Raw genomic sequence first — 18,543 nt, 5'->3', positions numbered from 1 at the left:
ACCCGGTGGTCAGCCGCCCGGAAAATCGAGCTGGGGCCGGGTCTCGTTACAGATTCCGGTCCCGGCTCACGCGAATGGGAGATAGCAGTTCCATAACGCCCGGTACGGGTCGTTACCCAACGTAATGGCGAAAAGCGGTAACGCGGCCGACCAGGTGGGAATTCACCGGGCCGCCGAATTCCGGTTGCTTTGCCGCCACCATTCGACCAGCCCGCGCAGGCCGTCCGGCAGCTTGATGCGCGGCTGCCAGCCGAGGTCCCGCTCGGCCGCGGAGATGTCGGCCAGCCGCCGGGTGACCCCGTTGACCGCGCGTTCCGGGCCGTGCTCCGGTTCCAGGTCCGAGCCCATCGCGGTGAGCAGGTCCAGCGCCAGTTCACGCAGGCTGGTTTCGGTGGCGCTGGCGATGTTGTAGACGCGGTCGGTGACCGGCGCCCTGGCGGCCAGGACGTTCGCGCGGGCGATGTCGTGCACGTGGACGAAGTCCATCGTCTGCGCGCCGTCACCGAAGATCAGCGGCGGCTGCCCGCCGGCGATGCGCTCCATCCAGCGGATCAGCACCTCGGTGTAGAGCCCGTGCACGTCCATCCGCGGGCCGTAGACGTTGAAGTAGCGCAGGGCCACGTAGTCCAGGTCGTACATCGCCTTGAAGCTGCGCAGCATGCCCTCGTTGAACGCCTTCGCGGCACCGTAGAAGGTGTCGTTGTTGTACGGGTGGTGGCGCTCGTCGGTGGGGAAGTGCTCGGCCAGCCCGTACACCGAGGCCGAGGAACTGGCGATCACCTTGCGCACCTTCGCCGCCGCGGCGGCCTCCAGCACGGTGAAGGTCCCGTCCACCAGGGATTCCAGGGCCAGGCGCGGTTCCTCGGCGCACTGGGTGATCCGGAGCGCGGCGAGGTGGTACACCAGGTCGGTGCCGCGGGTCAGCTCGTGCACCAGCTCGCGGTCGTTGATGTCGCCCTCGACGACGGTCAGCCGCTCACCCGCCGCCTCGGCCAGGTTCTCCCGGCGGCCGCGGACGAAGTTGTCCAGCACCACCACCTCGGCGGCACCCGCTTCGAGCAGCTGGTCCACCACGGCGGACCCGATCGTGCCCGCACCCCCGGTGACCAGGCAACGCTGATTCTCGATGGGCTGCGCACTCATACCGCCACCTCCGTGTTTTCGGCCTCGGCTCCGCCGAGGCGGCGAGGCCGCTTCGAGCCACTGGCTTCCTTCCCGGTGCCGCCCGGCCCTGGGGGCCGATCGGCATCGCTCAGTCCAGCCAGTGGCGCGGCCTCGCGCGGTTGCCCGGTCATGCCGGAACCCCCGCTTCGATCGGGATGAAGGTCCCGCCGGTCGCCAGGCTTTCGCTGGCGGCTTCGAGCAGGGCGAGCACCCGCAACCCCGACCGGCCGTCGGTGAGGGGGCGGCGGCCTTCGGCGATCGAGCCGGCGAACTCCGCCATCACCGACCGCAGCGCCTCCCGCTCGGTCAGCGCCGGGGCGACCATGTCCCCGACGCGGTAGGAGATGATCGCCTGCTCGCGCTTCTCCGCACCGAGTTCGGTGGCGCGGTCCACCCCGCGGTCGTAGATGGACAACCGCTGGCTGGGGTTCAGGTCGTCCCACACCACCGTGCGGTTGGACCCGCCGATCACCATGGTCCGGATCTTGGTCGGCGACAACCAGTTCACGTGCACGTGGGCCATCGCGCCACCGGTCAGCCGGATGGTCAGGTGCGCCACGCAGGCCCGCCCGGCGCCGATCGGGTCCGACCCGTGCGCGGCCACCTCCAGCGGCTCCACCCCGTCCGGCAGGATCGCGCCGAACACCGACAGGTCGTGCGGCGCCAGGTCCCACAGCACGTCCACGTCCGGCTGCACCAGCCCGAGGTTGATGCGCACCGAATCCAGGTACTGGACGTCGCCGAGCTCCCCGCCGCGCACCAGTTCCCGCAGGTGGCGCACGGCGGGTGTGTAGCAGTAGGTGTGGTCGAGCATGAGCACCAGCCCGCGGCTCTCGGCCGCCTCGACCAGCTGCCGCCCCTCGGCCAGGTTCGCCGCCAGCGGCTTCTCCACCAGCACGTGCTTGCCCGCCTCCAGCGCGGCGAGCGCCACCTTGAGGTGCGTGCCGGCCGGCGTCGCGATGGCCACCGCGTGCACCGCCGGGTCGTCGAGCACCTCCTCGAGCGAGGCGCTGGCGCGCACCGTCGAGTAGTCGCCGAGCACCCGTTGCGCGCGGGCCAGGTCCAGGTCACACAGGTACTCCAGGCGCAGGCCCGGTGTCGCCTGCGCGTTCCGGACCAGGTTCGGGCCCCAGTAACCGGCGCCGATCACGGCCAGGCCGATGCGTTCCACGTCCGACTCCCCGTTCCGCGGGCGCCCCTGCGGCCCGGCTCCACGCTGTGATTCGCCGGGCCCGGATCAGTCGTTACACGCAGCGTGAACGCGTGATCGCGCTACGGTTCGAAAATCACCGACCGGAGACGGCTGATCGCTGCCGTCTCCGCCTCGTGGATCTCCCGCAGCCGCCGCGCCAGCTCGGCGAACAACGCCAGCACGTCCGCTTTGGACAGCGGGCAGGCGGCGTCGCACTGGGCGCGCAGCATCCACAGCTCGGCCGCCGCCTGCCCGGCGGCCTGCTGCTTGGCGTCGCCGTCGGCGAACACGCCGCCGGCGATGCCGGTGACCAGCTCGCGCATCCGGGCGAACGGCCCGATGCCGGGGTCGAGCGCGGTGTCGGCCAGCGCCCGCCACCGGTCGTCGATCTCCCGCCAGCAGGGCGCCTGCTCGGCCAGCGCGGGCAGGTCCAGCACCTCGGCGGCTTCGGTGAGCGCGTCGGCGAACAGGTCGCGCAGGCTGCCGCCGGTCATCCCGGCCGAGGCGGCACCGTCCCAGATGGACAACAGGGTGCCGGTCAGCCCACCGCGGTCGGCGAACACCGTTGGCCAGCCCTTCCGCTTCCGGTCGTCGGTCAGCAGGCGCGCCCACTTGGCCCAGGCGGGCAGCGAGAAGGAGGCGGATCTGGCGGAGAGCCGTTCGGCGCAGTCGGTGAGCCCGCCGCGCACCGCCGCCCGCAGCCGCGCCGCGCTGATGCCCGTCTCCGGCGGCTCGAGCCGGACCAGCAGGTTCTGGTAGGAGACCACCCGGCTGCGGGCCCGGTCGAAGGCGGCGCGCTCGACCGTCAGCGGCGCCAGGTTGCGGTCGTCGACCAGCACCCGGCCGTTCTCCTCGCCGTAGGCCACGACGAAGTGCCCGCCCATGCCCTCGGTGCTGGCCGGGAGGTGCCAGTAACCCACCAGGTAGCGGTCGGGCAGCACGAGCACCGGGTGCCCGGCCGCCAGCTCGGCGCTCAGCCGCTGCGCGGCGGCCACCGGCCCGGTGGTGGTGTGCACCTCGGCCGGCACGCCCAGCCTGTCCACAGTGGACTGCAACCACGCCTGCGGGTACTGCCAGCGGTTGCGGAAGCCGAGCACCAGCGGTTTGTTGCCGTCGTGCTGGAACTCCCACAGCAGGTACCCCGCGCCGATGCCGCCGCTGCAGGCGAACACCAGCGCCTCGCTCGGCGGAGTCCCGTCCGGGCCGTGGAAACCCCGGCTGGCCAAGACGTTCGTGATCGCCGAGACATCCGGCTGGACCCCGCCGCGCAGCTGATGACCCTGATCGCCCACTGGCCGTCCTCGGTGCACTCGCCCAGGATTGGAGCGACCAGTAAATAGCCGGCCGGGGGTCGAGTCAACGAGCAGTTGCCAATCGGTGACTAAAGTGGAGCGACGACCGGGATCACTTCGCGGGCGATGAGTTCCAGCGGCTCGATCCGCTCGGCCCCCGGCGTGCCGCCGATCACCGCGTCCACCCCGAGTCCGGCCAGCCGCCGCAGCTCGCGGACCAGCTCGTCCACCCGTTCGCCGTGCTCGCCGACCACCAGCGGGTGGTACACGGTTTTGGTGATCTCTTCGTGATCCCGCCCCTCGCGTTCGCAGTGCGCGCGCAGCACGTCGAGCTTGTGCGCGAGGTCCGGGGTGTTGAACAGGTTGCACGCCTGGCCGTACTTCGCCACGAAGCGCAGCGTCTTCCGCTCACCGCCACCACCGATCATGATCTGCGGGTGCGGGCGGCTGAGCGCCTGCGGCGCGTTGAGCAGCCGCTCGGCTTCGACGTGGTGCCCGGAGAACGGCTTGTCCGCGGCCGACCACATCTCCAGGCAGTACCGCAGCGCGTCTTCGAGCAGTTCGAAGCGCTCGGCCACCGGCGGGAAGGGCAGGCCGAGCCCGCGTGCCTCCTCCTCGTTCCAGCCGGCGCCGAGACCCAGCATGGCGCGTCCGCCGGAGAGCACGTCCAGCGTGGTGACCGCCTTGGCGAGCAGCCCGGGGTGGCGGTAGAGGGCGCCGGTGACCACGGTGAGCAGCTTGACGCGCTCGGTGTGCGCGGCGAGGAAGCCCAGCGTGGTGTATGCCTCCAGCATGTCCTTCTCCGGTGGCCCGAAGAGGTGGATCTGGAAGAAGTGGTCCATCACGGCCAGGTAGGCGAACCCGCCCCGGTCGGCGGTGCGGGCGATCTCGGCGAGGTCCGCGCCCAGCCGCGCGGGTCCGCCCTCGAAGGTGAAGTCCGGAAGCTGCAGCCCGAGGTCCATGCCGGAACGGTAGGACGGCGACCTTCAGCCGGTCTTCACTGCGGCTTCAGCGCTCAGAAGCCGGTGACGACCAGCAGCGACCGCTGCGGTGGGTCGACCACGTAGACCGTCCGGGTCTGCTGGTCGACCGCGACGTCCCCGGCGTTGGTGCCCAGGCCGAGCTCGCCGGTCACCGCCTTCGACTCCTCGTCGATGCGGACCAGCCCGTTCGGCCCGCCGTTGGTGTAGACGGCGCCGCTGCCCTGGTGCACGGCCACCGACGAGGCCGCGCTGGGCAGCGGCACCCTGGCCGTTTCCGCTCTGGTGGCGCCGTCGACCACGGACAGGTGGTGGGTGCCGGAGTTCGCCACGAACAGCGTGTTGCTCGCCTGGTGCAGGTCGAGCCCGGCCGGGGCGGTGCCGACCGGGACCGAGCCGACGAAGGCCCCGGCGGCGGTGTCCAGCACCTCGACCGTCCGGCTCACGTCCCCGGTGAAGTAGGCGACACCCCGGTCCTCGTCCACCCGGACGCCGGCCAGCGGCCCGGCTTCGGCGGTCGCGGTGGCCCGCAGCGTGTTGCTCACCCCGTCCAGCACGGCCACCGCGCCGGTGGCCCCGCCGGTGGCGTAGACCGCGTTCGCGGTTTCGTCGACGTCGAGTGCGGACTTGCCGGGACCGGCGGCGATCACCCCGAGCACGGTGTTGGTGCCGCCGTCGAGCACGGTCACCGTGCCGGCCCGCGCGTTCGCCAGGTAGACCCGCCCGGTCCGCTCGTTCACCGCGACGTCGCTCAGCGGGCCGCCGAGCTGCACGGTGGTGACCACGGTGCGGTCCGCGACGACCGAGACCGAGCCGCGTGCGGCCACGTAGGCGACCCCGGTGGCGGAATTCACCGCGACCGCGGTGGGCCGGTCGGGCAGGGTGATCGACACCACTTCCCCGGCACTGGCCGGTGGTGCCGCGACCGCGGTGGCCAGGCCCAGCGCCAGCAGGAGCTTCGAGATCGTTTTCGCCCGCATGGTGTCCTCTTGTTGTCACTCGTTCATCGACCCTAACCCCGTGGTGGCGGGGTCGCCGGTTGTGCCGGACGCCCGACCGGGTGAGGATCGCGGCGGAACCTCGTGCGCTCCGCACGCGTTCTGACTCCGGGAACCGATGCGCGGGAAGGAGGCGGCCGGTCAGTGCACAAGCACCGGAACGGGGTCCGGACGGCGTTGCTGCTCGGCCTGCTCAGCGCGTTGATCATCGCCGTCAGCGCCGCCTTCGGCCGGGCCGCGGTGCTGGTCGGCCTGGTACTGGCGCTGGGCGTGAACGGTTTCGCCTACTACCGGTCGGACCGGCTGGCGCTGCGGGCCATGCGCGCCAGGCCGATCTCGGAGATCGAGTACCCGGTCATCCACCGCATCGTGCGCGAGCTGGCCACCACGGCGCGGCAGCCGGTGCCGAGGCTGTACCTGAGCCCGACGGTCGCGCCGAACGCCTTCGCCACCGGCCGCAGCCCGCGGCACGCGGCGGTCTGCTGCACCACCGGCATCCTGGACCTGCTGGACGAACGCGAACTGCGGGCGGTGCTCGGGCACGAACTGGCCCACGTCTACCACCGCGACATCCTGCTCTCCTCGGTGGCCGGGGTGCTGGCCAGCGTGGTCAGCGTGGCCGCCAACGTGGCCATGTTCGCCGGCCTGTTCGGCGGGGGCGACGACCGGGAGGACGGCAACCCGCTGCTCACCCTGCTGCTGGTGCTGGTCGGCCCGCTCGCGGCGGGCATCGTGCGGATGGGCGTGAGCCGCTCGCGCGAGTACGAGGCGGACGCGTCGGGGGCCGAGCTGACCGGGGACCCGCTGGCCCTGGCATCGGCCCTGCGCAAACTGGACGCGGGCACCCGCGCGGCACCGCTGGCCCCGGAGCCGCGGCTGGTCTCCCAGTCGCACCTGATGATCGCGAACCCGTTCCGCCCCGGCGAAAAGCTCTCCCGCTGGTTCTCCACCCACCCGCCGATCGAGGAACGGATCCGCCGCCTCGAAGCGCAGGCCCGCCGCTGAGGGTCTGCCGGCACCCCACGCGGGCCGGAGTGTGCCTTGGGTGCCGGAGCTGCGACAGACGGTGCAGTCGAGTCGATCCGGCGTCTGCGCACCGGCGCCAAGGCCGGCAGCGGCCCGGTTCAGCAGCCCCGCGCCCAGGGTTACGTGACAGCCCTCAGGACGCGCCTGCCGTCTTCGCCACCGCCATCAGGTAGTCGCCGTAACCCGACTTCGCCAGTGCCGCGCCCAGGGTGAAGCATTCGTCGGCGCTGATGTAGCCCATGCGCAACGCGACCTCTTCGAGGCAGGCGATGCGCACGCCGGTGCGGTGCTCCAGCACCTGCACGAACTGCCCGGCTTCGAGCAGCGAATCGTGCGTGCCGGTGTCCAGCCAGGCGAACCCGCGCCCGAGGTCGACCAGCTTCGCCCGCCCGGCACGCAGGTAGGTCAGGTTGACGTCGGTGATCTCCAGCTCACCCCGCGGCGACGGCTCGAGCCCGCGGGCGATCTCCACCACTTCGTTGTCGTAGAAGTAGAGCCCGGTGATCGCCTTGTTCGACTTGGGGTGCGCGGGCTTCTCCTCGATGGACACGAGGTTCCCGCGTTCGTCCACCTCGCCGACACCGTAGCGTTCCGGGTCCTTCACCGGGTAGCCGAACAGCACGCAGCCGTCCAAAGAGGACACCTCGGCACGCAGCCTGCTGGAGAAACCCTGGCCGTAGAAGATGTTGTCGCCGAGCACCAGTGCCACGTCGTCGTCGCCGACGAAGTCCGCGCCGATGATGAACGCCTCGGCGAGACCGTTGGGGCTGGGTTGCTCGGCGTAGCTGAAGTTCATCCCGAACCGGCTGCCGTCCCCGAGCAGCCGCCGGAAGCTCGGCAGGTCGGCCGGGGTGGAGATGATCAGGATGTCGCGGATGCCGGCGAACATCAGCACCGAGATCGGGTAGTAGATCATCGGCTTGTCGTAGACCGGCAGCAACTGCTTCGAAATCGCCTGGGTGATCGGGTGGAGCCGCGTTCCGCTGCCCCCGGCCAGCACGATGCCCTTCATCCGTTCCCCCGTCTCGCTCGCTGCACCGGACCACAGTATCGGGTCATTTACATACATACTGTCTGTATGTAACCATGGGCGCATGGAGCGAAGCGTGGAGCTGGGCACACCGGCGGTGGTCGAACTGCCCCAGGGCGTGGTGCGGTACTTCGAGCGGGGCGCCGGGCGGCCCGTGGTCTTCGTGCACGGGCTGCTGGTGAACGCCGAATTGTGGCGGAAGGTGGTGCCCGCCGTCGCCGAGGCCGGTTACCGCTGCCTCGCCCCCGACCTGCCGCTGGGCGCACACGAACTACCGCTGCGGCCGGACGCCGAGCTGAGCCCGCTGGACGTGGCCGACCTGGTCGCGGACTTCCTCGACGCGCTCGACCTGCGGGACGTGCTGCTGGTGGCGAACGACACCGGCGGCGCGATCACCCAGCTGCTGCTGACGCGGCGGCCGGAGCGCGTCGGCGCCGTGGTGTTCACGCCGTCGGACTGCTTCGAGTGCTTCTTCCCACCGGCGTTCGGCCCGCTGCCGACGCTGGCGCGGATCCCCGGCTTCGGCCTGCTCACCACCGCGTTGCTGCGGATCAAGCCGTTGCAGCGGCTGCCGATCACCTTCGGCTGGGTGGCGAAGCGCCCGATCGACGACGTGATCGTGCGCCGCTACCTCGACCCGGCGTGGCGCAGCGCGGGCGTCCGCCGTGACCTGCGGAAGTTCGTCCGCCGGGTGAGCAACCGCTACACCCTCGAAGCGGCCCCGAAGCTGGCCGCGTTCGACAAGCCGGTCCTGCTGGCGTGGGCCGGCGAAGACCGGCTGTTCCCGCTCTCGCTGGCCCACCGGCTGGCCGAGGCGTTCGGCCGGGCCGGGGTGGTCGAGATCGAGGACTCCTACACCTTCGTCCCGGAGGACCAGCCGGGCGCGCTGGCCGGGCACATCATCGAGTTCGCGGGCGTCATGGCAGATTGACCGGGTGAGGCGAACACAGCGGGACCGCTCGGCCGGAACGAAGAACGCGCTGGTGACGGCGGCGCGGCAGCTGTTCGCGGAGCGCGGTTACCAGGCTGTGCCCGCCGACGAGATCGTGCGCGCGGCCGGGGTCAGCCGGGGTGCGCTGTACCACCACTACGGCGACAAGCAGGGCCTGTTCCGCGCCGTCGTGGCCGAGCTGGAGCAGGAGGTCACCGACGCGATCCGCGCCGAGATCGCCGCCCAGCCGGACTTCCTCTCCGGCCTGGCCGCCGGCCTCACCGCCTTCCTCGACGCCTGCGCCCGGCCGGAGGTGCGGCAGATCTCGCTGATCGACGGCCCGTCCGTGCTGGGCTGGCAGGCGTGGCGCGAGCTGGAGGCGCGGTACGGGCTGGGCCTGATCGAGGAGCTGATCACCGCCGCCGTCGAGCACGGCCTGTTCGCCCCGCAGCCGGTCCGGGTGCTGGCGCAGCTGGTGCTCAGCGCGGTGGCGGAGGCGGCGCTGATGATCGCCTGCGCCGACGACCCGGTGGCCACCCGCGCCGAGGCCGAGGCGGCGCTCGGTGCGTGGACGGCCGGGCTGCTGCGGGATCAGGACGCCGGGCCCTTGCCGAAGTAGGCCCGGCACGAGCCGTCCGGTTCGAGGTCGGCGGCGATCTGCAGCACGTTCGCGCCGTCGTCGACCGGGAGCAGGGTGGAGCTGTAGTTCGGGCACCAGTGGTCGATCGGCTGCGTCACGGTGACCGGCGCGGGCACCTCGTACCACGGGCCGTCGCCGAAGTTGTCGTTGGCGAGCAGGGTGCGGCCGTTGCCGGGCAGCGGATCGCCGTCGGCGGTGGTGAAGATCTGGCCCACCATCAGCAGCCGCGTGCCGTGGGGGCCGCCGGGGAACAGGGCGACGGTCTGGGCGTGCTGGAAGTAGCTGCCGTCGGCGGTGGCGATCGGGGTGCCGGGATCGCTCGGCAGGCCGAAGTTGGCGCCGTCCGGGGAGATCTTGTGGTACGGATCGCAGAAGTTGCGGCCGTAGTTGCAGATCTCGTAACCGAAGTAGAAGCGGCCGTCCGGCAGCGCCCGCACGATCGGCATGCCGGGGCGCACGCGGTGCGGCGGAATGGCCAGGGTGCGCTGCTTGGTGCCCCAGTCGACCCCGTTCACCGAGCCGATCCGGTTGAGCACCTGCGCGAACCGCGGGGCCTCGGTCTCGTCGGCGAAGTGCATCCAGAGCGCGCCACCGGCGTCGACCACGAACTCGGGTTCCCAGATGCCGTCGTGGTTGTGCGAGCGGGCCGCCTCGGCCAGGAACCGCCAGCCGCGGCCGCCGTCGTGGCTGGCCCAGACCTTGAGCGCGATGCGGCGGTTCGGACCGGCCTGCTGGCCGTAGCTGGCGGCCCACAGCAGCGTGCCCGCCTCGAGCCCGCCGATCCGCCGCGGGAGTTCGTAGAGGGTGCCGCAGCACATGCCGTACGCGCCCTCGGGGTCGCGGATTTCGCCGATCTTGTGGAAGGTGGCGCCCTCGTCGTCGCTCTGGAAGACAGGTGCGTAGTGGCCGCGGCCGTCCTGGCTGGTGATCGTGGCCACGATGCGGTGATCCGACAGGCGGAGCAGCCGGGGGTAGGACCCCATGCCGTCGAAGAGCGGCTGCCGCCCGTCGGCCGCGGCCGGGACCGGGATGAGCAGGCCGGTGAGCAGCAGCAGGACCAGCACGCGGCGCAACGGGGCTCCTCTCGCACGGCAACCGCGCGATTACACCATGTGGCCCTGTTCGTGCCGGGGCACGTCGCCCAGCCGGGTGAGTTGCTTGCCGAAGCTCAGCAAGGTGAGTTCGGGGACCGGCGCCCAGTCCCGCTCGGGCAGCCGGACGAAGCCGTGGGCGGCGTAGAGGCGCTGGGCGCTGGTCATCGCCGGTTGCGTGGACAGCACCAGGTGGCGGATCCCGAGCGCTCCGGCCCGATCGACCACGGCACGCAGCAACGCCGCCCCGACCCCGCGCCCCTGCGCTTGTGGTGCGACGGCCAGCGCCCTCACCTCGGCCTCATCCGCCCCACGGGCGACTTCGCTCCCGGGTCCCCAGCGCGCCAGCATCACCGTCCCGAGCAGCTCGTCCCCCTCCACCGCGACGAACACCTCACCGCCGGCGCCCAGCGCGCGCAACGTGCCGGCGTACGCCGGATTGGCGTCCAGGAGGTGCTGAGCCGCATAGGCGTCGACCCGCAGCCGGCCCACCTCCGCCAGCTCACCGGGCAGCGCGGGCCGCACGTGGAAGGCGGGCGCCTCGTAGGCGTACGACCCGTGGCCCGTGTCGGCGACCCTGCGCCACCCGAGCCGCTCATACAGCCGGATCGCGGCGACGTCCTTGGCCAGCACGTCGAGCACCAGGCGCTGTTCGTGGGCCATGACGGTCCGCACCAGCCGCTCGCCGGCCGACCGCCCGCGGGCGTCGGGGTGCACGAACAACCGCACGAGCTTCCCCGGGGCGACCAGGGCCACGTGCCCCACCACCCGCCCGCCCACCTCGGCGACCCACGCCCGCACCAACCCGGGCGGCCGCAACCAGGCCACCGGGTCGGCCACCCCTTCGACCGGGTACCCGTCGCGCTCGTAGACCGCGACGAGCGCCGCTGCCGCCTCCGGCAGGTCCTCGGGCCGCCGCTCGCGGATCACCGGTAGTTGGTGAACTGCAGCGCGATCTCGAAGTCCTTGTTCTTCAGCGCCGCGATGACGTCCTGCAGGTGGTCCTTCTTCTTGCCGGACACCCGCAGCTGGTCGCCCTGGATCTGGGCCTGGACGCCCTTGGGCCCCTCGTCGCGGATGAACTTGGCGATCTGCTTCGCCTTGTCGGAGGCGATGCCCTGCAGGATGCGGCCGTTGACCTTGTAGATCTTGCCGGAGATCGCCGGCTCGTCGGCCTCGAACGCCTTGAGCGAGATGCCGCGCTTGATCAGCTTCTCCTTGAACACCTCGACCGCCGCGAGCGCCCGCTCCTCGGTCTCCGCCTCGATCGCGATCGCTTCCTCGCCCGCCCAGGCCACCTTCGCGTTCACCCCGCGGAAGTCGAAGCGGGTGGCGAGCTCCTTGCTCGCCTGGTTGAGCGCGTTGTCCACCTCCTGCCGGTCGACCTTGCTCACCACGTCGAAAGAGGGATCCGCCACTGGTTCTCACACCTCGTCATCGCACTAGTCGGTCGGTCCAGCCTAGCTTGAGGAGACCGGGTGCCGACCCCGCCACGTCGGCCTGTATTCTCTTCCTCGGCCGGTCCACCCGGCTACGGCAGGTTGCCCGAGCGGCCAAAGGGATCTGACTGTAAATCAGACGGCTTCGCCTTCGGGGGTTCGAATCCCTCACCTGCCACACCAGCGGAAACGCCCCGCTGACCTGCGAAAACAGGTCAGCGGGGCGTTCTCGTTTCGTCCGGGCGTTCGGGGGCGTGACTGGCCAATGCGTGGCCACGCTCCCCCGGTCGCGGGGCCCGTCGGGGTGCTCCGCGTAGATCCGTAGCGGTACGGACAGGGGACTTCGCCCGCCAGGTTGAGCCATGTGACCCAGGTCATAAGCGGTCCGCGCGGTGCCGAATCTCCCGGAGCAGCTCGCCCCCGTTCTGGTGACCCGCTGCCAACCCGGCCCGCCAAAAGATCTTGGGAAAAGTTCGAACCGGGCGCCGCCCGCTCCCGTGTTCCCGGGTGTCGGTCGCCGCGGATCGGGCGGGACCTTCCGACGACGCGAAGGAGCGAGTCCCATGGCACGCAAGCGAATCGTTCTCTCGGCCACGGCTGCGGCACTCGGGCTGGCGGTGCTCGGGGCCTGCGGTCAGGGAGCCGCACCGGGCGGGGCGGCGGCGCCGGTGGCCGACGAGCAGGCAGCCGTGGTCGCCCCGGCGGCGCAGCAGGCCGCGCCCTCGGTCAAGCTGGCCGCCACCGAGATCGACGGCCTCGGCCAGGTGCTCACCGAACAGGGCGGCAAAACGCTCTACCGGTTCGACAAGGACACCGCGAACCCCGCGAAGTCCAACTGCGACGGCGACTGCGCCAAGGCGTGGCCACCGCTGCTGGCCGGCGACGGCGCTCCCGAACTGTCCGGAGTGGACGCTTCGGTGATCGGCGAGGTGACCAGGACCGACGGCACCAGGCAGGTCACCGTCAAGGGCTGGCCGGTCTACACCTACGCCAAGGACACCGCCGCGGGCGAGGTCAAGGGCCAGGCCGTCGGCGGCACCTGGTACGCGGTGAACCCGCAGGGCGGCAAGGCGGTCAAGACCGCGGAACAGCAACAGCAGGCCGCCGCGGTGCAGCTGACCGCGGCCGAGGTCGACGGCGTGGGCCGGGTGCTCACCGAGCAGAACGGGCGCACGCTGTACCTGTTCGGCAAGGACAGCAAGAAGCCGCCGAAGTCGGTCTGCAACGAAGACTGCGCCACCGCCTGGCCGCCGCTGCTGGCCAACGGCACCCCGGAACTGTCCGGAGTGGACGCCCAGCTGGTCGGCACGGTGAAGCGCGACGACGGCACCGAGCAGGTCACCGTCGGCGGCTGGCCGGTCTACACCTACGCCAAGGACACCGCCGCCGGGCAGGCGAACGGGCACGGCGTCGGCGGCACCTGGTACGCGATGATGCCGGAGGGCTGCAAGTCCGAAGCACCGTTCGTGGCCGAGCAGAAGAAGGCCCCCGAGCCCGCCGGGTCCGCCTCGGACAGCGCCGGAAATGGCTACTGAACCACCGCGGAGAAAGCCTGGCCATTCCCGGAGTGGCCAGGCTTTTTCCTGTCCACCGGTGGATCGCGTGCTGCGCGGCACCATCGCCAGGGTGCGCGCCGAGCGCCGCCGGGACCACCGCAGGCGCTGCGTCGCCGGACTGGCCGCCGTCGTCGTGCTGGCCGGTGCGGCCCTCGCCGGCGGGGTGGTCCTGGGGCAGCCGGAGCCGAGCTGGACGGCGGTCTCCGCCGACGGCGTGCACCTGCGGACGCGGCTGCTGCCCGCCACCGGGTGGACGCGGCTGGACGTGGAGGTCGCCGGGATCAGCTGGGGCGAGCGCTGCCGGCTGGTGGTGACCGACACTGCGGGCATCGAGCACGAGGCGGGCAGCTGGGCGGCTTCGGAGCGGTCGACCCGGTTCACCGGTGCCGTGCTGGTGCCGGTGAACGGGGTGCGCTCGGTCGGCGTGCTCGGTTACGGAGGCCGGGAAATCGTGCGTGCTGAACGGAACTAGCGGACGCCGTGCATCGCGAAGGTGACGAAGGCGTCGATCGTGCGCTCCCGGTCGGCGGGACTCAGGCCACCGCGCACCCCGGTGAGAATGGCCGAGATGATCAACGAGAGCAGGCCCTCGCCGGCGATCTCGGTGTCCAGCTCGGACTGCAGGAAGCCGCGGCGCACCCCGTTCGCCAGGAACGCCGACGCGGTGGCGCCGAAGGTGCGGACCAGCCGGAGCAGGCGTTGCAGCGACTCGTCGTCGATGGCCGGGGCGTCGAGCAGGATGAACTGCACCAGGTCCGGTTCGCGCTCGACCAGGTCGAACACCCTGGTGAGAATGGTGCGGAACTGGGTGGCCAGCTCCTCGGCGCTGGCCGCGTCGTCGGGTTCGTCGGTGCCGACGACCTCGTTGAGGATGAAGTCGACCCCGGTGTCGAGCACGTCGTCGAGGATGTGGCGCTTGTTGTCGAAGTAGTTGTAGAAGGTGCCGTGGCTGACCCCGGCTTGCTTGACGATGTCGGAAACGCCGGTGTTGCGGTAACCCCGTGACGAGAAGACGTGGTGCGCGGCGCGAACCAGCTGGACCCGCCGCTCTGCCGTACGGTTGCGCACGGGCGCTCCTGTCACTTGCTCACCCCGTGGACGGCGAACCCGACCAGGGTGTCGATGTACCGCCCGCGTTTCTCTTCGGTCGCTTCCCCGCGCAGCGCCAGCAGGAAGCCCGGCACGACCAGCGCGTTCAACCCGTGCGCCACCGCCGCGGTGTCGAGGTTGTGGCGCAGCCAGCCCGCGCGCACGCCGACCTCCAGATGGGACGCCATCAACGCGGACAGCGTGGCCTCCAGGCCGAGCAGCCGCGCCTTGAGCTCCGCGTCGATCGCCGCGGCCTCCACCAGCACCAGTTTCAGCAGGTCCGGTTCCTCGTCGATGAGCGAGAACAACCGCTGCGCGATGGTGCGCAGCTGCGCGGTGAACTCCTCGGCGTCACGCGGTTCGACGCGCGTCGCCGCGGCGCGCACGGTGGTGACCAGGCGCTCCACGCAGTGGTCCAGCACGTGGTCGAGCAGTTCACGCTTGCTCTCGAAGTAGCGGTAGACGGTGCCCTGGCCGACCTTGGCGTGCTTGGCCACCTCGGAGATGTTGGCCGCCTCGTAGCCGCGTTCGGTGAACACGACGCAGGCGGAATCGACGATCTGCCGGCGCCGGCGCTCGGCCAGCCCCTTCTCCGGCGGCCTGCCCCGGCGCGCGCGGGGCGTCGCCGGCGAAGACGTGGACGCGGATTCCATCTCGCTCAGCTTACGGGACCTGAACTTCCGTGGACGGCTCAGCTCTGCATTAGTGCAGGCGATTACCCACCGCCACCCCGGGTTGTACGGAGCGCGGGCGCCGTATTCTGATCAGCGCCCTTTCGTCGAAGGCGAAATCGGTGGATTTCGGTCAGCGGTTGCGAGAAAATGGTGGGTTGCGGCGAGGAGGCTGGATGAGCAAGGCGCCGCCGAGATCCCGGCTGGTGCGGGCGACGGCGTTGGGCAGGCTGGCCGCCGGGCAGGCGCTGCGCCAGGCGGGCACCAGGGTGGCCGGGCTGGGCCGTTCGAGTGAGCGCAAGCAGTTCCTGCTGGACCGCCGCGCGCTCGCCGCCGCTGATCAGCTCGTTTCCGTGCTCGGCGGAATGAAGGGCGCGGCGATGAAGCTGGGGCAGCTGCTTTCCGTGCTCGATCTCGATCTCGTGCCCGACACCGCGCGCGAAGAATTCCGCCGCAAACTCGCGGTACTGCTGGCGCGGGCCCCGGCGGTGCCGTTCTCCGGAATGCGGAACGCGGTGGAGGCCGATTTGGGTGCGCCGATCGCCGAGGTGTTCGCCGAATTCGACCGGAATCCGGTGGCCGCGGCCTCGATCGGGCAGGTCTACCGGGCCCGCCTGCACGACGGGCGCGCGGTCGCGGTGAAGGTGCAGTACCCGGGCATCGCCACCGCGGTGCGCGCCGACCTGAAGAACCTGGCGCTGTTCCTCCGGCTCGCGCCGAACGTCTTCCCCGGCCTGGAACTGGACTCGCTGGCCAAGGAGATCCGGCTGCGCGTCGAGGAGGAACTGGACTACCGGCTGGAGGCGCAGACCCAGCACCAGCTCGCGGTGGAGTTCGCCGGGCACCCGTTCATCCACATCCCGGACAGCGTGGCCGAACTGTGCGGGCGGCACGTGCTGGTCACCGAATTCGTCGACGGCATCGACTTCGACGGCATCGCCGCGCAACCGCGGCCGGTGCGCGACCGGGTCGGCGAGATCGTCTACCGCTTCTACTGCGGTGCGTTGTTCCACACCGGCGACTTCCCCGGCGACCCGCACCCCGGCAACGTGTTGCTGCGCCCCGACGGCCGGGTGGCGTTCCTCGACTTCGGACTGTTCAAGCGGATGAGCCGGGAGAGCATCGATCTCGAACGGGCGGTGCTGCGGGCCGCCGCCGACGGCGACGCCGAGCAGGTGCACGAGCGCATGGCCGCGGCCGGGATCCTCGGCGAGCCCGGCCGGATCGAACCGGACGAGGTGCTCGCCTACATCGAGGACGCCGTCGGCTGGTACCTCGCCGACGCCGAGATCGAGGCGACCCCGGAACTGGCTGCCGAGGCGATGATCAGCTCGATCGACCCGCGGTCCCCGCACTACCGGAAGATGCGCTGGCAGTACCTGCCGCCGGAGCACCTCTTCGCCAGGCGGGCGGAGTTGTACACCTTCGGCCTGCTCGGCCGGTTGCGCGCCAGGGGCAACTGGCACCGCATCGCCAGGGAATGGCTGCACGGCGACGAACCGGCGACCGAACTCGGCCGCACCGACGCGCGGTGGCGGGCCGCTCAGGAGCCGAGGTAACGCAGCACCGCGAGCACCCGGCGGCTGTACCCGCTGGTGTGCGAGAGGTCCAGCCGGTCGAAGATCGAGTTGACGTGCTTTTCCACCGCGCTCAGGGAAACGTAGAGCTGCCCGGCGATCCCGGCGTTGGTGTGCCCCTGCGCCATCAGGTCCAGCACCTGGCGCTCACGCGCGGTCAGCTTGGCGAGCGGATCGCTGTGGGTGGTCCTGGCGAGCAGCCGCCGCACCACCTCCGGGTCGAAGGCGGCGCCACCGGAGCCGACGCGCTCCAGCGCGTCCAGGAACTCGCCTACCTGCGCCACCCGGTCCTTGAGCAGGTAACCGACCTTGCCGCCGTCGTCGGTGACCAGCTCGGTGGCGTACCGCTTCTCCACGTACTGGGACAGCACCAGCACGCCCACCTCGGGGAACCGCGCACGGATTTCGAGTGCCGCCCGCAGGCCCTCGTCGGTGTGCGACGGTGGCATCCGGACGTCGGTGACGATCACGTCGGGGCGGTGCGCGGCGGTGGCGGACAGCAGCGCGTCACCGTCACCGACCGCGGCCAGCACCTCGTGCCCCTCCTCGGCGAGCAACCGGACCAGCCCCTCCCGCAACAGGGTGCTGTCTTCGGCGAGCACTACCCGCACGGCAACTCCGCGGTGATCGTGGTCGGCCCGCCGACCGGACTGTCCACGGTGAACTTCCCGTCGGCGGCGGCGACCCGGCGCGACAGCCCGAACAGGCCGCTGCCCATCAGCGCCCCACCACACCCGTCGTCGGTGATCCGCACGACGATCACCGACGACGCCGGGAAGACCGACACGTCGATCCGGGTGGCCGACGCGTGCTTCATCGCGTTCGTCACCGCTTCGGAGATGACGAAGTACGCCACCGTCTCCACCGCCAGCGACGGCCGCCAGGCGAGCCGGAAGTCGAGGTGGACCGGCACCCCGGCGTTCTCCGCCACGGACTCCAGCGCCGGGTGCAGCCCGCCTCGGTCGAGCGCGATCGGGTACACCCGCCAGGTCACTTCACGCAGGTCACGCAGGGCCTGCTGGGATTCCTCGTGTGCCTGGCGCACGAGTTCCGCGGCGCGCTCGGGTTCGGCCGCGCGCCGGGCGCGGCCGAGCAGCATGCCCAGCGCGACCAGCCGCTGCTGCACCCCGTCGTGCAGGTCGCGCTCGATGCGGCGGCGTTCGTCGTTGACCGCCTCGACCACCCCGGCCCGGCTGCTGGCCAGCTGTTGCAGGCGGCGCAGCATCACCTCGCTCCGGCTCAGGCCGAAGAACCGGCTCGCCAGCAGCCGGTCCAGCTTCGCCACGCCGATCAGCCCCTGCACGGCGATGAAGGCCAGCAGCAACCCGAACAGCACGATGGTGATCGAGTCGTACCAGCTCGACGGCTCCGTGCCGCCGCCGACCGGCTCGCCGCGGAAGATCTGCGCGAGCATCAACGCGGCCGACACCCCGCCGTAGGCGATCAGCAGCAGGACGCCGAACCCGAGCAGTCCGGCGACGCAGCGCAGGGCCAGGTACTGCAGCGCGCGGACACCGGAGTAGTCGGCGCCGTTCTCGGCGCCGAGGTACTTGGCGATGCGGCGCCGCTCGAACTCGGCCAGCCTCTTGGCACCGGCGAACACCCCCTGGTGCGCCAGGGGGAAGGCCAGTGTCACAGTTCCGAGCACCACGAAGACCAGTTCGACCAGTCCGGTGACCGAACCGATCGCCAGCCCGGCGGTGCCGAGCCCGGCGGCGCGCACCCAGCTTGTTCCCACCCGCCGAGGCTAACCGGCTGCGATGGGCCGCGGACTGCGGTTTCCCGCAGGTTCGGCCTGGGGTACCCGGGAGGATATGGGAGGACTCACCGCAGTGCCCGGAACTCGAGGCGTCCGTAGCTTCGTTGG

19 protein-coding genes and 1 tRNA gene are annotated in these 18,543 nt (G+C 71.3%); 7 read left to right on the top strand and 13 right to left on the bottom strand.

Translation table 11 applies throughout. From position 1 onward, the window contains the following. Nucleotides 1–162: 162 nt before the first annotated feature. The 5 genes from AC07EG_RS13325 to AC07EG_RS13305 form a co-directional block, all read right to left on the bottom strand. Nucleotides 163–1,143 (bottom strand): NAD-dependent epimerase/dehydratase family protein, encoded by a 981-nt coding sequence (locus tag AC07EG_RS13325; protein ID WP_478253327.1) that lies wholly within the window; start codon nucleotides 1,141–1,143, stop codon nucleotides 163–165. Nucleotides 1,144–1,291: 148 nt separating this feature from the next. Continuing rightward, nucleotides 1,292–2,335, bottom strand: a complete 1,044-nt coding sequence (locus AC07EG_RS13320; protein WP_478253326.1) for a Gfo/Idh/MocA family protein — start codon at nucleotides 2,333–2,335, stop codon at nucleotides 1,292–1,294. 101 nt (nucleotides 2,336–2,436) lie between these two features. After that, nucleotides 2,437–3,648 (bottom strand): BtrH N-terminal domain-containing protein, encoded by a 1,212-nt coding sequence (locus tag AC07EG_RS13315; protein WP_478253325.1) that lies wholly within the window; start codon nucleotides 3,646–3,648, stop codon nucleotides 2,437–2,439. An 89-nt stretch (nucleotides 3,649–3,737) separates the two neighbouring features. After that, on the bottom strand, nucleotides 3,738–4,610 hold the full coding sequence (locus AC07EG_RS13310) for an LLM class F420-dependent oxidoreductase (RefSeq protein ID WP_478253324.1): 873 nt from the start codon (nucleotides 4,608–4,610) through the stop codon (nucleotides 3,738–3,740). A gap of 53 nt (nucleotides 4,611–4,663) precedes the next feature. Then, nucleotides 4,664–5,608, bottom strand: a complete 945-nt coding sequence (locus AC07EG_RS13305) for a YncE family protein (protein ID WP_478253323.1) — start codon at nucleotides 5,606–5,608, stop codon at nucleotides 4,664–4,666. A gap of 162 nt (nucleotides 5,609–5,770) precedes the next feature. On the opposite strand from AC07EG_RS13305, the gene htpX reads away from it, so the two are divergent. Beyond that, entirely contained in the window at nucleotides 5,771–6,631 is an 861-nt protein-coding gene (htpX, locus tag AC07EG_RS13300; RefSeq protein ID WP_478253322.1) for a zinc metalloprotease HtpX, read from the top strand. Nucleotides 6,632–6,785: 154 nt separating this feature from the next. Here htpX and rfbA read toward each other — a convergent pair whose 3' ends face one another. Next, nucleotides 6,786–7,664, bottom strand: a complete 879-nt coding sequence (gene rfbA, locus AC07EG_RS13295; RefSeq protein ID WP_478253321.1) for a glucose-1-phosphate thymidylyltransferase RfbA — start codon at nucleotides 7,662–7,664, stop codon at nucleotides 6,786–6,788. Between the two features lie 82 nt (nucleotides 7,665–7,746). Here rfbA and AC07EG_RS13290 point away from each other — a divergent pair, with 82 nt between their 5' ends. Continuing rightward, the gene (locus tag AC07EG_RS13290) at nucleotides 7,747–8,613 is read left to right on the top strand and encodes an alpha/beta fold hydrolase (RefSeq protein ID WP_478253320.1); all 867 of its coding nucleotides are present in this window, start codon (nucleotides 7,747–7,749) and stop codon (nucleotides 8,611–8,613) included. Nucleotides 8,614–8,617: 4 nt separating this feature from the next. After that, nucleotides 8,618–9,232 carry a TetR/AcrR family transcriptional regulator gene (locus AC07EG_RS13285; protein ID WP_478253319.1) on the top strand — a complete coding sequence of 205 codons (615 nt, stop codon included), beginning with the start codon at nucleotides 8,618–8,620 and terminating at the stop codon, nucleotides 9,230–9,232. Here the strand turns inward: AC07EG_RS13285 and AC07EG_RS13280 are convergent. Genes AC07EG_RS13280 through AC07EG_RS13270 form a run of 3 tightly spaced genes read right to left on the bottom strand, consistent with a single transcriptional unit; the run spans nucleotide 9,205 to nucleotide 11,762 of the window. Continuing rightward, the gene (locus AC07EG_RS13280) at nucleotides 9,205–10,326 is read right to left on the bottom strand and encodes an exo-alpha-sialidase (RefSeq protein ID WP_478253318.1); all 1,122 of its coding nucleotides are present in this window, start codon (nucleotides 10,324–10,326) and stop codon (nucleotides 9,205–9,207) included. The genes AC07EG_RS13285 and AC07EG_RS13280 overlap by 28 nt on opposite strands. 30 nt (nucleotides 10,327–10,356) lie before the next feature. Beyond that, nucleotides 10,357–11,274, bottom strand: coding sequence for a GNAT family N-acetyltransferase (locus tag AC07EG_RS13275; RefSeq protein WP_478253317.1), 918 nt, complete (start codon nucleotides 11,272–11,274; stop codon nucleotides 10,357–10,359). After that, nucleotides 11,271–11,762, bottom strand: a complete 492-nt coding sequence (locus AC07EG_RS13270) for a YajQ family cyclic di-GMP-binding protein (protein WP_478253316.1) — start codon at nucleotides 11,760–11,762, stop codon at nucleotides 11,271–11,273. The genes AC07EG_RS13275 and AC07EG_RS13270 overlap by 4 nt, the downstream gene beginning before the upstream one ends. A gap of 117 nt (nucleotides 11,763–11,879) precedes the next feature. On the opposite strand from AC07EG_RS13270, the gene AC07EG_RS13265 reads away from it, so the two are divergent. The 3 genes from AC07EG_RS13265 (at nucleotide 11,880) to AC07EG_RS13255 (ending at nucleotide 13,811) form a co-directional block, all read left to right on the top strand. Beyond that, nucleotides 11,880–11,961, top strand: a tRNA-Tyr gene (locus AC07EG_RS13265). A 385-nt stretch (nucleotides 11,962–12,346) separates the two neighbouring features. Continuing rightward, a complete protein-coding gene (locus AC07EG_RS13260) occupies nucleotides 12,347–13,318 on the top strand; it encodes a hypothetical protein (protein WP_478253315.1) in 972 nt (323 codons plus the stop codon). Between the two features lie 58 nt (nucleotides 13,319–13,376). Then, nucleotides 13,377–13,811, top strand: coding sequence for a hypothetical protein (locus AC07EG_RS13255; RefSeq protein WP_478253314.1), 435 nt, complete (start codon nucleotides 13,377–13,379; stop codon nucleotides 13,809–13,811). Here the strand turns inward: AC07EG_RS13255 and AC07EG_RS13250 are convergent. Next, nucleotides 13,808–14,407, bottom strand: a complete 600-nt coding sequence (locus AC07EG_RS13250) for a TetR/AcrR family transcriptional regulator (protein ID WP_478253313.1) — start codon at nucleotides 14,405–14,407, stop codon at nucleotides 13,808–13,810. The genes AC07EG_RS13255 and AC07EG_RS13250 overlap by 4 nt on opposite strands. 11 nt (nucleotides 14,408–14,418) lie before the next feature. After that, complete coding sequence (locus AC07EG_RS13245) at nucleotides 14,419–15,081, bottom strand: TetR/AcrR family transcriptional regulator (RefSeq protein ID WP_478253312.1); 663 nt, start codon at nucleotides 15,079–15,081, stop codon at nucleotides 14,419–14,421. A gap of 194 nt (nucleotides 15,082–15,275) precedes the next feature. Between AC07EG_RS13245 and AC07EG_RS13240 the strand changes: the two genes are divergently transcribed. Beyond that, nucleotides 15,276–16,658: an ABC1 kinase family protein gene (locus AC07EG_RS13240; RefSeq protein WP_478253311.1), complete on the top strand. Its 1,383-nt coding sequence runs from the start codon at nucleotides 15,276–15,278 to the stop codon at nucleotides 16,656–16,658. On the opposite strand, the gene AC07EG_RS13235 is transcribed toward AC07EG_RS13240, so the two are convergent. Together AC07EG_RS13235 and AC07EG_RS13230 are read right to left on the bottom strand one after the other, a co-directional pair. Beyond that, nucleotides 16,643–17,287 (bottom strand): response regulator, encoded by a 645-nt coding sequence (locus AC07EG_RS13235; RefSeq protein ID WP_478253310.1) that lies wholly within the window; start codon nucleotides 17,285–17,287, stop codon nucleotides 16,643–16,645. The two genes, AC07EG_RS13240 and AC07EG_RS13235, sit on opposite strands and share 16 nt — an antisense overlap. Next, nucleotides 17,278–18,414 carry a sensor histidine kinase gene (locus AC07EG_RS13230; protein WP_478253309.1) on the bottom strand — a complete coding sequence of 379 codons (1,137 nt, stop codon included), beginning with the start codon at nucleotides 18,412–18,414 and terminating at the stop codon, nucleotides 17,278–17,280. Before AC07EG_RS13230 ends, AC07EG_RS13235 begins: the two co-directional genes overlap by 10 nt. Nucleotides 18,415–18,543 lie beyond the last annotated feature (129 nt).

It is taken from the genome of Amycolatopsis sp. NPDC045836, assembly GCF_056431745.1.
Note: the sequence above shows the minus strand (reverse complement) of the source record. Positions and strands in the feature narration are given on the sequence as shown.